The following is a 15,500-nucleotide window of genomic DNA, read 5'->3' on the forward strand; positions in this document are numbered from 1 at the left end:
AGACGTCAAAAACAAAGACGTCAAAAACAAAGACGTCAAAAACAAAGACGTCAAAAACAAAGACGTCAAAAACAAAGACGTCAAAAACAAAGACGTCAAAAACAAAGACGTCAAAAACAAAGACGTCAAAAACAAAAACGTCAAAAACAAAAACGTCAAAAACAAAAACGTCAAAAACAAAAACGTCAAAAACAAAAACGTCAAAAACAAAAACGTCAAAAACAATGAAGACAATTCACATTGTTGTAAAACAAAATCAAAAAGAAATTCGCATTGATAAGTTCTTGAAAAAGAATATAGAAAATATCAGCAGAAATCAAATTCAAAAATTGATGTTTTCAGAAAAAGTTATCGTGAATCAACAGATTGTAAAAAAAAATTATAGAATACAACCTTTAGATTTGATAGAAATTCAATTCTCTAAAATTTCTCCTATATTAGATCATTTAGAGTATAAAAATATTGTTGCAGAAAAAATAAATCTTGATATTCTTCATGAAGATGAAGATCTCATTGTAGTTAACAAACCTGCAGGAATGGTAGTCCATCCTGGATTTGGACATTATAAAGGGACATTAATTCATGGAATTAAATATCATCTTCAAAATTCAAATTTGAAAAATTTGAATTTATATAGAAGTGGATTAGTTCATAGATTAGATAAAGATACATCAGGTTTATTAGTTGTGGCTAAAAATGAATATTCTAAAAAATATTTATTTCAACAATTCCACTATCCTAAAACAATCCAAAGAGAATATAGGGCTTTAATATGGGGGGATTTGATTGAAAAAAAAGGAATTATAACTGGTTTTATTGGAAGAGATCCTAAAAATAGAAAAAGAATGACTGTTTTTAGAACAAATGAATCTCATAAAGGAAAATATTCTGTAACACATTATCAAGTGTTAGAACGATTTAAATATTTGACATATGTTTCTTGCAATATAGAAACAGGAAAAACACATCAAATAAGAGCTCATTTCAAATATTTAGGACATCCATTATTTCACGATTCTATTTATGGAGGACATAAAATTTTTATGAAAAAAAAATGTTCGAATCGAAATATAAAATTTTTGAAAACTTGTTTCAAGATATTACCTAGACAAGCTTTACATGCTATATCTCTTTCTTTTATTCATCCAAAACATGAAAAATGTTATTTTTATTGTCCAATTCCTGAAGATTTTAAAATTGTTCTACAACAATGTAGAAAAATATTCTTATAATAAAGTACCATTCAAAAGAAAATAAGAAATAGAAAAATAGATCATTAATCCAACAACATCCACTAATGTGGCAACAAAAGGAGCTGAAGAACTGGCTGGGTCTCCTCTTAATTTTTTAATTATAAAAGGAAGCATTGAGCCACTTAATGTCCCCCATAATACAACTCCAATTAAGGATAAAAAAACCGTAAAACCCACTAATATCCAATGAGAACCATAATTAAATAAATGGATTTTGTGCCAAACTATTACACGTATAAAACCTGTTAATCCTAAAATACTACCTAAAAAAAAACCGCAAATAATTTCTCTTCTCATCACAATCCACCAATCTTTTATTTTAACCTCACCCAAAGCCATTGCTTGTATAATTAAACTTGCGGCTTGAGAACCACTATTTCCCCCACTTGAAACAACTAAAGGAATGAATAAAGCAAGAACTACCGCTTTTTCTATGACACTTGAAAATTTTTGCATAACTGTTGTTGTTAACATTTCTCCTATAAATAATAAAATTAGCCATCCAGCTCTTTTTTTAATAAGTTTGTATAAAGGAACGTTTAAATAAGATTGATTTAAAGCTTCCATTCCTCCTATTTTTTGAAAGTCTTCTCTATAATTTTCATTTAAAACCCATAAAATATCATCTATAGTTACGATTCCCAATAAAAAATTCTGATCATCTATAACTGGAAGCGAAATTCTATTACTCATAGTAAATATTTTAGTCGCTTCTTTCTCGGTATCCGTAATATTTAAAATTTCAGTATATTGACCATTGATTAAATCATATACTTTTGTGTTAGGATCTACTAATAAAAATTCTCGTATTTTTATATCATCTATTAATTTTCCTTTTTCGTCAACTATATAGACAATTTCTATAACATCACTATTTTTAACTTCTTTACGAATATAATCCAATACTTCTTGTACGCTCCAAGTTTTTTGAATTGCAATATAATATGGAATCATTAAACAACCTATACTATTTTGAGGATACCCTAGAGATACTAAAATTTTACATTTTTCTTCTTTATTTAAATATTTTATTAAGTCTTTTAAAATATCTTTTGGAAGATTTTCTAAAAAAGAAATACGATCATCTACAGATAAATTATTTAATAATTCCATTTTTTTAATAGAAGACAAATCTTTTATAATTTTTTTTTTTGTAGAAAAATCCAATATTTCAAAAATAGAAATTGCTTTACATAATTTTAACAAACTAAATATTTTTACAACATCATTAGGATTCTGATGAAAAATTTTTATTAATCTACTTATAGTTTGATTATTTAGAAATGTATCGTTATTTAAATAATCTTGATCTTCATTAAACATTTTTTCTTTCTTTGTATGGAAATTTTTGAGTATTATTAATTATTGATTGGATTTCCTATTACAGGAAATAAAAATTATATATTGTTATGCAGAAATTAATTAAAATTACGTAATAAAATGATCATTGTAATATCATCATACATAGTATAAAAAAAGAAGAAAAATGGAATATAATTTTCGTGAAATAGAAAAACGTTGGCAAATATATTGGAAAAAACATAACATTTTTCATACAAAAGAAAACAAAAAAAGAAAATACTACATCTTAAATATGTTTCCTTATCCTTCTGGAACAGGACTTCATGTAGGACATTGTTTAGGTTATATAGCATCAGATGTTTATGCAAGATACAAACGAACAAAAAAATATAATGTTTTAAATCCCATAGGATTTGATTCTTTTGGACTTCCTGCAGAACAATATGCGATCCAAACAGGTAAACATCCTTACGATACAACTCTTGAAAATTCACGTATATATAAAGAACAAATAAATAAGATAGGCCTTTCCTTTGATTGGAATAGAGAACTATACACTAGCAATCCTAATTATTATCGTTGGACTCAATGGATGTTTATTCAAATTTTTAATTCTTGGTACGATAAAAATAATGAAAAAGCTAAACCTATAAGTCTTTTAATTGAAGAATTTAATAAAAATGGAAATAATTGCGTTAACGCAAACACTACATCAAATTATAAATTTGATTCAAAAACATGGAAACAATTTAGTTTCTACAAAAAAGAATCTGTTCTTTTAGATTATAGATTAGCTTTTTTATGTAAAAATACAGTAAATTGGTGTCCAGATTTAGGAACAGTGTTAGCTAATGATGAAATAAAAAATGGAAGAAGTGAAAGAGGAGGATATCCAATTTACAAAAAAAAAATGTTACAATGGCATATAAGAATTAGTGCATATGCAGAAAGACTCATTAAAGGATTAAACTTTATTAATTGTTCTAAATCTTTTAAAAAATTACAATATAATTGGATAGGAAAATCAACAGGAATTTCTGTTTTATTAAAAGTAATTTCTCCTTTTGAGGATTTTCATCAAATTGAATTATTTACTTCTCATCCAGAAATGATATTTGGAATGACTTTTATCATATTATCTCCAAATCATCCACTTGCAGTTAAAATGTCTTTACACCATAAAAATGAATCAACATCTTTTTCCAAAGAATTTTCTATCAATGAAAATACAAAAAATATATCTGGATTTTTTACAGAAAATTATGTTTTTCATCCTTTTATTAGAAATAAAAGGATTCCCATTTATATCAGTAATTTTATTTCTGTAAATCAAAAAACCCAATCTGTTATCGGAATACCTGGACATGAAGAAAAAAGTAAAAAATTTGCCAAACAATTTGGTATAGAAATCATTAAAATTTTAGATTTTAATAAAAAGTGTATTAATTCTAATTTTTTAAATGGATTAACCCGTAAACAAGCAAAAGAAAAAATTATTAAAATTTTAGTGAAAAATAAAATAGGAGTACTTAAAACAAATTATAAGATTCGTGATGCTATTTTTTCCAGACAAAGATATTGGGGAGAACCCATTCCTATTTATTTTAAAAATAAAATTCCAAAAACAATTCCCGTTGATAAATTACCTATCATTCTTCCAAAAATAGATAATTTTCATCCTAAAGATGGAAAACCTCCATTAAGTAGAGCCAAAAATTGGGCTTGGGATGAAAGAAATATGAAGATGGTTCCTAATATTTTGATTGATCATAAAAATGTATTTCCAATAGAAACTAGTACCATGCCGAGTTGGGCAGGATCAAGTTGGTACTATCTTAAATATATGGATGTACATAACAATCAATTTTTTATTGATAAAAAAAAAGAAAATTATTGGAAAAATGTTGACCTATATATTGGAGGATCTGAACATAGCACCGGTCATTTGATTTATGCTAGATTTTGGCATAAATTTTTGTTAGATAGAGGATGGATAACGACTGAAGAACCTTTCAAAAAAATATTGAATCAAGGAATGATTTTGAGTTATTCTGCTATCATAATCAAAGTAATAGGAGAAAATATTTTTTTATCTTATGGATTAAAAAATAAAAAACACGCATATTTTTCTTTTCAAGAAGTATATGTGGATCTTTCTTTAATTAAAAAAAACAATGAATTAAATATTCATAAGTTTAAAAAATGTAGACCTGAATTTTATTCATCTGTTTTTATTTTAGAAAGAGGATCCTTTTTTTGTAAAAGAAAATTGGAAAAAATGTCAAAATCAAAATATAATGTAATAAATCCTGATGATATTTATGAAAAATATGGATCAGATACATTTCGTTTGTATGAAATGTTTTTGGGTCCTATTAATCAATCGAAACCTTGGGATGAAAAAAAAATAAATGGAATAAAAAATTTTTTAATTAAATTTTGGTGTTTATTTCATAAAAATAAAATTTTCCAAATCAGTGAAATAAATCCAACATTACAAGAATTGGAAATTTTGCATAGTTCTATAAAAAAAATCCAAAATAAAATAAAATCTTTTTCTTGGAATACTTCTATTAGTTTATTAATGATTATGACTAATCAATTGACTGCATTAAAATGTAATAAAAGAAAAATCCTAGAACCTTTGGTACAATTAATAGCTCCATTTGCTCCTCATGTATCCGAAGAATTATGGTATAAACTGGGGAAAAAAAAATCTGTTCTATTTTACGATTTTCCAGTTTTTAATCCAAAATATATAGTGAAAAAGGAAATAACATATCCGATTATGTTTAATGGAAAATTAAAATTTTTAGAAAAGTTTGATTCTAGCACTCCAATAGAAGAAATAAAAAAGAAAATCTTAAATCATCCTAAAACAAAATGTTTTTTGAAAGAAAAAACTTTACAAAAGTTAATTTTTATTCCTAAAAAAATAATAAATATTTTATTTAAATAAATTTTTTAAAATGACTTTATTTATATTCTAATATTTCAATCCATTTTAATACAAAATTAAATTTGTCTATAAAACGTAGATTTGTACTCTATAATGTAGCATTCATTTTTATATTTTTTTATCATTCTATAAGATAAAAACTTTGTTTTATGTCAAAAAACCAAAATAAAACTGGTTCATATGGTTTTTTTAACTGTATAGAAAAAAATTTTGATAAAGCTGCACAATTTATTTCTATTGAAAAAGGTCTTTTAGAACAAATAAAAGCTTGTAATTCTGTATATCGAATGCATTTTCCCGTTAAAATAGGAAAAGAAATCAAAGTGATAGAAGCATATAGAGTTCAACATTCCCATCATAAACTTCCTTGTAAAGGAGGTATTCGATATAGTATGAAAGTTAATCAAGATGAAATTATGACTTTAGCCGCTTTAATGACCTACAAATGTGCCATAGTTGATGTTCCTTTTGGAGGGGCTAAAGGTGGTATAAAAATAGATCCACAAACTATATCATCAGAAAACATAGAAAAAATAACACGACGTTATACCTCTGAATTGATTAAAAAAAATTTTATTGGTCCAGGAATAGATGTTCCCGCTCCTGATTATGGAACTGGAGAAAGAGAGATGAGTTGGATTTTTGATACTTTTCTATCTCTCCGTTCTGGAGACGTAGATGCATTAGCTTGTGTTACAGGAAAACCTGTTTCTCAAGGAGGAGTCAGAGGAAGAAAAGAAGCAACAGGTTTGGGCGTTTTTTATGGGATCAGAGAGTTGTGCCATGTAAAAGAAGATATGTATTCTGTTGGTCTTGATGTAGGATTAGTTGGAAAAAAAATTATTATACAAGGATTAGGCAATGTTGGATATCATGCTGCCAGTTTTTTTCATGAGTCTGGGGCTATTATAATCGCTTTAGCAGAAAGAGAGGGAGCAATTTATAACAAAAAAGGATTAAATGTATCCAAAGTTTTTTTACATTTAAAAAACAACGGATCCATATTAAATTTTCCAGAAGCAAAAAATATAAAAAATACGGAAAAGGCTTTAGAATTAGAATGCGATATTTTAATTCCAGCAGCGTTAGAAAATGTGATCCATAAAAATAATGCAAATCGTATTAAGGCTAAAATAATTGGAGAAGCGGCAAATGGACCGATTACTCCTGAAGCTGATGAAATTTTGGATAAAAAAGGAGTGATTATTGTTCCTGATATTTACTTAAATGCAGGTGGAGTTACTGTTTCTTATTTTGAATGGCTAAAAAATTTAAGTCATGTCCGTTATGGACGTATGGAAAAAAAATTTAGAGAAAATGTAAATGCAGAATTTTTGAAAGTTATAGAAACGGTTTGCAAAAAACCAATTTCAATAGAAGAAAAAAAAATGATTTTAAGAGGTCCAAGAGAAATAGATTTGGTCCGTAGCGGATTAGAAGATACCATGATCAATGGATTTCACAAAATTTGTGACCTAAAAAAATCATTAAAAATAGAAAACATGCGTACTGCAGCATTTGTGTTATCTATCAACAAAATTATAGATTCTTATGAAAGACTAGGCATTTTTCCATAATATCTTTGATTCTGAAAAAAAAAGAAAAAATACATTTTTCATGAAATATAAAAGATCATTATTGAAATTAAGTGGAGAAGCTCTTATGGGAGAGAACGAATTTGGATTCCATTCTACTCGTTTTCAACAATATGCTGAAGAAGTCAAAAAAGTAGTAGATATGGGAGCTCAAGTGGCTATAGTTATTGGAGGTGGAAATATATTTCGAGGATTTCCTAGAATAAAGGAAAAAACTATAAATCGTATAGAAGGAGATTATATGGGAATGTTAGCTACCGTTATTAACGGTATAGCCTTTCAATCATATTTAGAAAATGTAGGAATCTGTACTTGTATTCAAACAGCTATTAGAATGGATGAAATTGCAGAACCTTTTGGTAAAGATAGAGCCATACATCATCTTGAAAGAGGAAAAGTTGTCATATTTGTCGCGGGATTAGGAAATCCTTATTTTACTACCGATACAGCCGCTGTTTTGCGTGCTATTGAAATTAAAGCTGATGTATTATTAAAAGGAACTAGAGTAGATGGAATTTACACAACAGATCCAGAAAAAAATAAATATGCTAAAAAATTGAAAAATATATCTTTTGATATGGCATATCAAATGGGAATCAAGGTCATGGATCAAACTGCTTTCATTTTAGGAAACGAAAATGATCTACCAATTATTATTTTTGATATCAATAAAAAAGGAAATTTAAAAAAAGTAATTTCAGGAGAAAAAATAGGAACCATGGTTTCTAAAAAAAAATAAAATTATGGATGAGTTGAACGACATTTTTTCCTCTTGTAAAAAAGATATGGAAAACATTTTGGAAAAACTGAAAAAAGAAATTCATCGGATTCGATTAGGCAGTAAGTCTGTTTCTTCTTTTTTAGGTAAAATAAAAATAAAATGTTATGGAACCTTTTTTCCACTTATAGAAGTCGCCAACATTTCTATTATAGATAATATGAATATTTCTATTGATCCTTGGGATCGTTCTATTATTTCAGATATAGATAAAGCGATTATTAATGCTAATTTAGGTTTTATTCCCACTAATAAAGGAGACTCTATTCATATACATTTACCTATCATTACAGAAGAAAGTAGAAAAAATATGATGAAAAAAATAAAATTACAAACAGAATATGCAAAAGTTCTTGTGAGAAGAATTCGAAGTAAAAATAACCAATATATAAGAAAATTAAAAATATCAGAAGATGTTTCTAAAACAGGGGAAAATCGTATACAAAAAATGACGAATGAATACATACAAAAGATAGAAAATTTCTTTCTTCATAAGGAAAAAGAAATATTGAGAATATAAAATGATAAAAAAATATTCAATTAAAAAATTATTAAACCAAGGAAAATTTTTACTAAACAAAAAAGTATTAGTTGAAGGATGGATCCGTTCTTTTCGTTATTCTATTTTTATCAGTTTGAATGATGGATCTACCATTCAAAATCTACAAATTGTTTTATCCACCAATAAATTGGATAAAATAATCATGAAAAAAATAACAATTGGAAGTTCAATTAGAGTTATAGGGATAGTAAAAAAAAGTATTGGAAAAAAACAATATATTGAACTCCAATCTTTGGATATCACCATATATGAATTAGTAAATCCAGAAATTCTTCAAAAATCTATTTTGCAACCTAAAAGGCATAGTTTGGAAAAACTTCGTGAACAAGCTCATTTACGTTTTCAAACAAACATTTTTAGTTGCATTATGCGAATTCGTCATCATATCGCTTTTTGTATACACAAGTATTTTCATGAACATGGTTTTTTCTATCTTCATTCTCCAATTATTACGACTTCAAATTGTGAAGGAACCGGAAAGATGTTTCAAATTACAACTATGGATTTAAAAGAAAATCAACTCATAGATTATGCAAAAGATTTTTTTAAATGTAAAACTTATCTCAGTGTATCCGGACAATTAGAAGCAGAAACCGCTTCTTTAGGATTAGGAAAAGTATATACTTTTGGTCCTGTGTTTCGAGCAGAAAATTCCAATACTTCACGACATTTATCTGAATTTTGGATGATTGAACCAGAAATTGCCTTTTATCATCTTGAAGAAAACATAAATCTAGCAGAAAAATTTCTAAAGTTTGTTATTAAATATATTGTTGAAAATAGTATGGAAGATTTAATCTTTTTAAATCAATGTTTGGAAAAATGGAAAAAAAAGAAAAAAAACTACCTTTTAGAGAAATTAGAACTTATATTAAAATTTCCATTTAAGAAAATTAGTTATACAGAAACTATAAGAATTCTTGATCAAGAAGAAAAGAAAAAAAATATAAAATTTTCACATCCAATCATTTGGGGTATGGATTTAAAATCTGAACATGAACAATATTTAGTTGATATATATTTTAAAAAAATTCCTGTCATTATATTTGATTATCCTTGTAGCATTAAAGCCTTTTATATGCGTATGAATAATGATGGTAAAACTGTTAGAGCTATGGATATTTTATTTCCTGAAATAGGAGAAATTATTGGAGGTTCTCAAAGAGAAGAACGTTATGATATGTTATTACAACGGATGAAAGATACAAACATTGATTTCAATAAACTTTGGTGGTATTTAGATACACGTCGTTTTGGTTCTGTTCCTCATAGTGGATTTGGTTTAGGTTTTGATCGTTTGGTTCAATTTATTACAGGAATGAATAACATTCGTGATGTAATCCCATTTCCAAGAACTCCAAACAATGCAGAATTTTAAAAAAACATGTTAAAACAACAGTTATTGCAAAAAGGGCAACATAAACTTTCTCCACAACAAATTAAACTAATGAAATTAGTTCAATTATCTACTTTAGATTTTGAACAAAGAGTTCAACAAGAATTGGAAGAAAATCCAGCATTGGAAGAGGAAAATTCTTCAGATTTAGAAGAATATTCAGATATCTTAGAAGAAGAAAATAAGATAGATATCACAGAAGATCAAAATCCATCTTTAGATCATATTATAGATGAATATTTCAGTGATGACGAAATAGAAGATTTCCAAATCAATAACCAAAAAAATTATAGTGTGAAAAAACACATTTCTATTATATCTGGAATTTCTTTTCAAGAATATTTAAAAAATCAATTACATACATTTCGTTTAAATGAAAAAGATTTATTAATTGCTGATTTTATATTAGGAAACATAGATGATGATGGTTATATTAGAAGAACAATTACATCTATATCGGATGATATTTTTTTAATACTTGGAAAATCTGTATCTACAGAAAAATTAGAAAAATTGCTTGTGAATTACATTCAAAAATTAGATCCTATAGGTGTAGGATCCAGAGATCTACAAGAATGTTTACTGATTCAATTAGAAAAAAAAAAAATCAATCAAGAAGTTCTTTTATCAAAAAAAATTATACGATATCATTTTGAATCTTTTATAAAAAAACATTATCAAAAACTGCAAAAAAAATTGGGAATAACAAAAAAAAGTTTACGAAAAATTATTGATAAAATAAAAAAATTAAACCCTAAACCAGGAAAAATTTATTCTGATAATACTAAAAATTTGAATCATATTATTCCGGATTTTAATATTTCTGTTTCAGATGAAAAATTAGAATTGACTTTAAATCAAAGAAACATACCAGAATTGAAAATATCCTCTTTATATTTAGATATGTTGAAATCTTATCAATCAGAAAAAAATATAAAAGAAAATGAAGGAACCATTGTGTTTTTAAAAAAAAAAATAAATTCAGCAAAATGGTTTGTAGATGCAATTCAACAACGTCAAAATACACTCATGCTAACAATGAATGCTATTATGGATTATCAAAAAGAATATTTTTTAACGGGAGATCCCGTTACAATAAAACCTATGATTTTAAAAAATATTTCCCAAAAAATTGGAGTAGGAATTTCTACTGTTTCTCGAGTCGCTAATAGTAAATATGTTAATACTCCATATGGAACTTTTTTAATCAAAAGTTTTTTTTCTGAAAAAATGATGAATCAAGAAGGAAAAGAAATTTCCTCTATTGAAATCAAAAAACTTTTAAAAGAATCAATAGATAAAGAAAATAAAAAAAGACCTCTTACTGATGAAAAATTATCCAATTTACTTAGAAAAAAAGGTTATCTAGTAGCCAGAAGAACTATAGCAAAATATAGAAATCAAATGCATTTTCCTGTTGCAAGAATGCGAAAAAATTTATAATTTTTTTATCATTACAGTTTTCCAATTAGAAAATTCTTTTATAGATAATGATGATAATTCTCTACCATATCCGGATTGTTTCACTCCTCCAAAAGGAAAACGTGGATCTGATTTTACTACTTCATTAATGAAAATCATCCCCGTATCTATTTTACTTGATATTTTTTCCGCTTTTTCTAAATCTTTCGTCCAAATAGAGGTTCCAAGTCCATATGGTGTATTATTGACAATATCAGGAATTATTTCTTCTTTAGAAAAAGAAGAAATAATTCCTATTGGACCAAATATTTCTTCTTTCTTTACTACACAATTATCATTTTCTATCTTTAATAAAGAAGGAGAAAAAAAATTACCATTTCTAGTAATTTCTAAACATATTTCTCCTCCATTTAGAATGATATTCTTATATTGTTGATACAATTTTTCAGATAAATCATAACGAGAAATATAACCTATTTTAGTGGATTCACTGTATAAATTTCCTATACGATATGTTTTCATTTCTTGTATAACTGCATCTATAAAATCATTTATGATGGTTTTATCTACAATAAATCTTTTTGCAGAAATACATGTTTGTCCTGTATTATTTAATCTAGATTCTGTCGCTATTTTTGCTATTTTTTCTATATGTTCTACATCTTTTAAAACTACAAATGCATCATTTCCTCCTAGTTCTAAAACAGATTTTTTAATATATTTTCCCGATAATGATCCGATTACACTCCCCGCTAAAGTACTTCCTGTAAAAGTGACTCCTTGTATTGTAGGATGAGCTATCACCGATTCTATCTGATTCAGATCTATTAATAAAACCTGAAAAATTCCTTTAGGAAAATCGGATTCTAAAAATATTTTTTCTAAAATCATAGAACATCCTGTTGTATTAATAGCTGGTTTTATAAGAATCACATTTCCTAATAATAAATTAGGAATAGTAGATCTAATTGTTTGCCATATGGGATAATTCCATGGCATTATTCCTAATATAGAACCTATAGATTCAAATTTTACATAAGAAGTTTGATATTCAGTATCAATTTTTTCTAAAAAAATAGATTCTCTTAATTCACAATAATATTTACATAAATTAATACTCTTGTTTACTTCAGCATAAGATTGAATTATAGGTTTTCCCATTTCTTGAGTAATGGAATAGGCTATAATATCTTTAGCTTTTTGTATGCAAGAACAAAATTTTATTAAACATTGAACTTTAGATTCAAAGGAATAATTTTTCCATTTTTGATATGCATTTTTAGCTTCAGATAATTTAACATTAATATTTTTATTAGATAAATAATAATAAGTATTTAATACATTATTATCTACAGGATTAATGGTTTGAAACATTTCATTGTTTTTTTTAAATTCGTCCCAAGCTAACAGAAATTTGGGAACTCAAAGCTATGGCATAAAATTTTATTTTTTTCAAAAATAAAAGCATTCCATTAGCTCTAATAGGAGATAAAAAAGTTTGAAATCCTATTTCATAAATAAAATTAGCATTAGAATAAATAATTTCAAAAGGAAAGAGACCGGAATATACTTGAATCATAAGAGAAGCCATTCCTCTAGGTAATAAAGCATCACTATCTGCTTCAAAAAAAATACGTGATCCATTCAATTTAGCCTTCAACCAAACTTTAGATTGACAACCATGAATTAATTTATCTTCAGACCTAAAATTAATTGATTTTTTAGATAATTTATTCCCTAAATCTATCAAATATTCATATTTTTCCTCCCAATTTTTAAGAATTTGAAATTCCTTTTTTACAATTTCTTCTTTTTGACGCAAAGTCATTTATAAATTTTTAGATCAACATGAAAATATACACTTTTCTTTTTTTTAAATATGGATTGATAAATTTTAATCTAGCCCTTTTCGCTGCTATTGATAAATTTTAATCTAGCCCTTTTCGCTGCTATTGTCATATTATGAAGCGACATCAATACTTCCTTCCATTTTCTCGTTTTTAACCCACAATCGGGATTGACCCAAATATTTTTTATAGATATTTTTTTTGAAGCTTTTTCTATTAAGTCTAATATTTCTTTTACGGTAGGAATTCTTGGAGAATGAATATCATATACTCCTGGACCTATTTCATTAGGATAAGAAAAAACAGAAAAGGCTTCCAACAATTCCATTTTAGATCTAGAAGTTTCCATCGTAATGACGTCGGCATCCATATCTGCTATATGTTCAAATATATCATTAAATTCACTATAACACATATGTGTATGGATTTGGGTTTCATCTTTTACTCCACTTGAAGAAAGACGAAAAGCCTTAATAGACCAATCGAAATAAGATTTCCAATACTTTTTTTTCAAAGGTAATCCTTCTCTAAGAGCAGGCTCATCAATTTGAATCATTTGAATTCCAGATTTTTCTAAGGATAAAACTTCTTCTCGTATAGCCCAAGCTATTTGATAAGCAGTATGAGAAATAGGTTGGTCATCTCTTACAAAAGACCATTGTAAAATGGTCACAGGTCCAGTCAACATCCCTTTCATTAATTTTTTTGTTTGAGATTGAGCAAAACATATCCATTCAACGGTCATATCTCCAATACGACTAACATCCCCATAAATAATAGGAGGTTTAACACATCGGCTACCATAACTTTGAACCCATCCATTTTTGGTAGAAAGTATCCCTTTTAATTTATCAGAAAAATATTCTACCATATCAGTTCTTTCAAATTCTCCATGAACTAGTACATCTAAATCTATTTCTTCTTGTTTTTTAATAACATTTACAATAAAATTTTTAATTTTTTCATCATATTTTTCTTGACTCAATTCTTTCTTTCGAAATAAATTTCGAAAACTACGTATTTCTTTCGTCTGAGGAAAAGATCCTATAGTAGTAGTAGGAAACAAAGGAAGATGAAATTTTCTCTTCTGCTTTTTTTGTCTAATATGAAAATGATTATTTCTTTGTGTATCTTGTTTTGTTATTTTTGTTGCTCTTTCTTTGATTTTTTTATCATAAAAAATAGAAGATGATTTTTTTAATAAAGAAGAATTATTGAGTAAAATATTTTTATTTCCTTTGATAATTTTTTCTAAATCATTTAATTCATAAATTTTTTGTTTAGCGAAAGACATTCTATTTTTGATATCTACATGAATAGAATTCTCAGAATCTACATCTAGAGGAACATGTAAAAGAGAACAATTAGGAGCAATCATAATTCTATTTTCTCCTATCAATTTAATCGATTTTTCTATTTTTTGAATAGAATTGGCATAATTGTTTTTCCATATATTTCTTCCATTAATCAGTCCCAAAGATAAAATCATTTTTGACTCTTTTGAAAAAAAAGAAAGTATTTTTTCCAACTGATTTGAATCTTCCACTAGATCTATATGTAAAGCTTGAACAGATGTCTCTTGAAAAAGAGATATATTTTCTGATATGCCATCAAAATAAGAAGTTAACAAAATATTGATTCCATAACAAAATTTAGATATTTCTCTATAAGCATATTTAAAAACTTTTTTTTCTTTTTCAGACATGTCTAAAACTAAAATAGGTTCATCTAATTGAATCCAATGAACCCCTTTATCTTTTAATTTTTGTATAATGTTTATATAAACAGGAACAAGGTTTTCTACTAAATCCATTCTATGAAAGGATTTTTCTTTTTCTTTTCCTAAAAATAAATAGGATATAGGTCCAATTAATACAGGTTTAATTTTTTTGATCGATTTCAATATATTTTTAGATTCCTCTAATTCATCAAAAATTTTATTCGAAAAAATAGAAAATTTTTGATTTTTATCAAATTCTGGAACAATATAATGATAATTAGTATTAAACCATTTGGTCATTTCCATTGCTTTGATATCCCATCCATTTTTTTGAAAACCTCTAGCCATAGAAAAATATAAATCAATATTATTATGAATCATTGGAATAGAAAGATAAGACTCAGAAATCACTCCTAATAATAAGGACATATCTAGAACATGATCGTAAAAACTGAAATCATTGCATGGAATCAAATCTAAATCAGCTTTTTCTTGAATTTTCCAATTTTCTTCTCTTATCCTTTTTCCTACTTCAAACAAAGCGCTAAAATCAATTTTTTTTGCCCAATAAGCTTCACAAGCTTTTTTTAACTCTCTTCGTCTCCCTATACGAGGATAACCCAAATTATGTTTTAGCATAAAATAACTTACTTTTATTATTTAAAT

The 15,500-nt window shown here is 26.4% G+C and carries 11 protein-coding genes; 7 read left to right on the forward strand and 4 right to left on the reverse strand.

All coding sequences use genetic code 11. The features are described 5' to 3' along the window. Nucleotides 1-1,232 (forward strand): RluA family pseudouridine synthase (locus H0H57_RS02555; protein WP_238784310.1); only part of this gene is annotated, 1,232 nt, incomplete at its 5' end. On the opposite strand, the gene mgtE is transcribed toward H0H57_RS02555, so the two are convergent. Next, nucleotides 1,227-2,576 carry a magnesium transporter gene (mgtE, locus tag H0H57_RS02560; protein WP_185863725.1) on the reverse strand — a complete coding sequence of 450 codons (1,350 nt, stop codon included), beginning with the start codon at nt 2,574-2,576 and terminating at the stop codon, nt 1,227-1,229. The genes H0H57_RS02555 and mgtE overlap by 6 nt on opposite strands. A 163-nt stretch (nt 2,577-2,739) precedes the next feature. Here mgtE and leuS point away from each other — a divergent pair, with 163 nt between their 5' ends. The 6 genes from leuS (at nt 2,740) to rpoN (ending at nt 11,288) form a co-directional block, all read left to right on the forward strand. Then, on the forward strand, nt 2,740-5,514 hold the full coding sequence (gene leuS, locus H0H57_RS02565; RefSeq protein ID WP_185863726.1) for a leucine--tRNA ligase: 2,775 nt from the start codon (nt 2,740-2,742) through the stop codon (nt 5,512-5,514). Between the two features lie 149 nt (nt 5,515-5,663). Continuing rightward, nucleotides 5,664-7,091 (forward strand): Glu/Leu/Phe/Val family dehydrogenase, encoded by a 1,428-nt coding sequence (locus H0H57_RS02570; RefSeq protein WP_185863727.1) that lies wholly within the window; start codon nt 5,664-5,666, stop codon nt 7,089-7,091. A 40-nt stretch (nt 7,092-7,131) separates the two neighbouring features. After that, nucleotides 7,132-7,848 (forward strand): UMP kinase, encoded by a 717-nt coding sequence (gene pyrH / locus H0H57_RS02575; protein ID WP_185863728.1) that lies wholly within the window; start codon nt 7,132-7,134, stop codon nt 7,846-7,848. Nucleotides 7,849-7,852: 4 nt separating this feature from the next. Continuing rightward, nucleotides 7,853-8,407, forward strand: a complete 555-nt coding sequence (locus H0H57_RS02580; protein WP_185863729.1) for a ribosome-recycling factor — start codon at nt 7,853-7,855, stop codon at nt 8,405-8,407. A gap of 1 nt (nt 8,408) precedes the next feature. Next, nucleotides 8,409-9,827: an asparagine--tRNA ligase gene (asnS, locus tag H0H57_RS02585; RefSeq protein ID WP_185863730.1), complete on the forward strand. Its 1,419-nt coding sequence runs from the start codon at nt 8,409-8,411 to the stop codon at nt 9,825-9,827. 6 nt (nt 9,828-9,833) lie between these two features. Then, entirely contained in the window at nt 9,834-11,288 is a 1,455-nt protein-coding gene (rpoN, locus tag H0H57_RS02590) for an RNA polymerase factor sigma-54 (protein ID WP_185863731.1), read from the forward strand. Here the strand turns inward: rpoN and H0H57_RS02595 are convergent. The 3 genes from H0H57_RS02595 to metE form a co-directional block, all read right to left on the reverse strand. Next, entirely contained in the window at nt 11,283-12,641 is a 1,359-nt protein-coding gene (locus H0H57_RS02595) for an aldehyde dehydrogenase family protein (protein ID WP_185863732.1), read from the reverse strand. The two genes, rpoN and H0H57_RS02595, sit on opposite strands and share 6 nt — an antisense overlap. Before the next feature lie 13 nt (nt 12,642-12,654). Beyond that, a complete protein-coding gene (locus tag H0H57_RS02600) occupies nt 12,655-13,095 on the reverse strand; it encodes a SufE family protein (protein ID WP_185863733.1) in 441 nt (146 codons plus the stop codon). Between the two features lie 71 nt (nt 13,096-13,166). Continuing rightward, on the reverse strand, nt 13,167-15,473 hold the full coding sequence (gene metE, locus H0H57_RS02605) for a 5-methyltetrahydropteroyltriglutamate--homocysteine S-methyltransferase (RefSeq protein WP_185863734.1): 2,307 nt from the start codon (nt 15,471-15,473) through the stop codon (nt 13,167-13,169). Between the last annotated feature and the right edge of the window lie 27 nt (nt 15,474-15,500).

It is taken from the genome of Blattabacterium cuenoti (assembly GCF_014251755.1).
Taxonomy (GTDB): Bacteria; Bacteroidota; Bacteroidia; order Flavobacteriales; family Blattabacteriaceae; genus Blattabacterium; species Blattabacterium cuenoti_AN.

Bases quoted from the DNA above. Each gene is read 5' to 3' on its own strand.
- mgtE (WP_185863725.1), bottom strand. From the start codon at position 2,576: ATGTTTAATGAAGATCAAGATTATTTAAATAACGATACATTTCTAAAT.
- leuS (WP_185863726.1), top strand. From the start codon at position 2,740: ATGGAATATAATTTTCGTGAAATAGAAAAACGTTGGCAAATATATTGG.
- H0H57_RS02570 (WP_185863727.1), top strand. From the start codon at position 5,664: ATGTCAAAAAACCAAAATAAAACTGGTTCATATGGTTTTTTTAACTGT.
- pyrH (WP_185863728.1), top strand. From the start codon at position 7,132: ATGAAATATAAAAGATCATTATTGAAATTAAGTGGAGAAGCTCTTATG.
- H0H57_RS02580 (WP_185863729.1), top strand. From the start codon at position 7,853: ATGGATGAGTTGAACGACATTTTTTCCTCTTGTAAAAAAGATATGGAA.
- asnS (WP_185863730.1), top strand. From the start codon at position 8,409: ATGATAAAAAAATATTCAATTAAAAAATTATTAAACCAAGGAAAATTT.
- rpoN (WP_185863731.1), top strand. From the start codon at position 9,834: ATGTTAAAACAACAGTTATTGCAAAAAGGGCAACATAAACTTTCTCCA.
- H0H57_RS02595 (WP_185863732.1), bottom strand. From the start codon at position 12,641: ATGTTTCAAACCATTAATCCTGTAGATAATAATGTATTAAATACTTAT.
- H0H57_RS02600 (WP_185863733.1), bottom strand. From the start codon at position 13,095: ATGACTTTGCGTCAAAAAGAAGAAATTGTAAAAAAGGAATTTCAAATT.
- metE (WP_185863734.1), bottom strand. From the start codon at position 15,473: ATGCTAAAACATAATTTGGGTTATCCTCGTATAGGGAGACGAAGAGAG.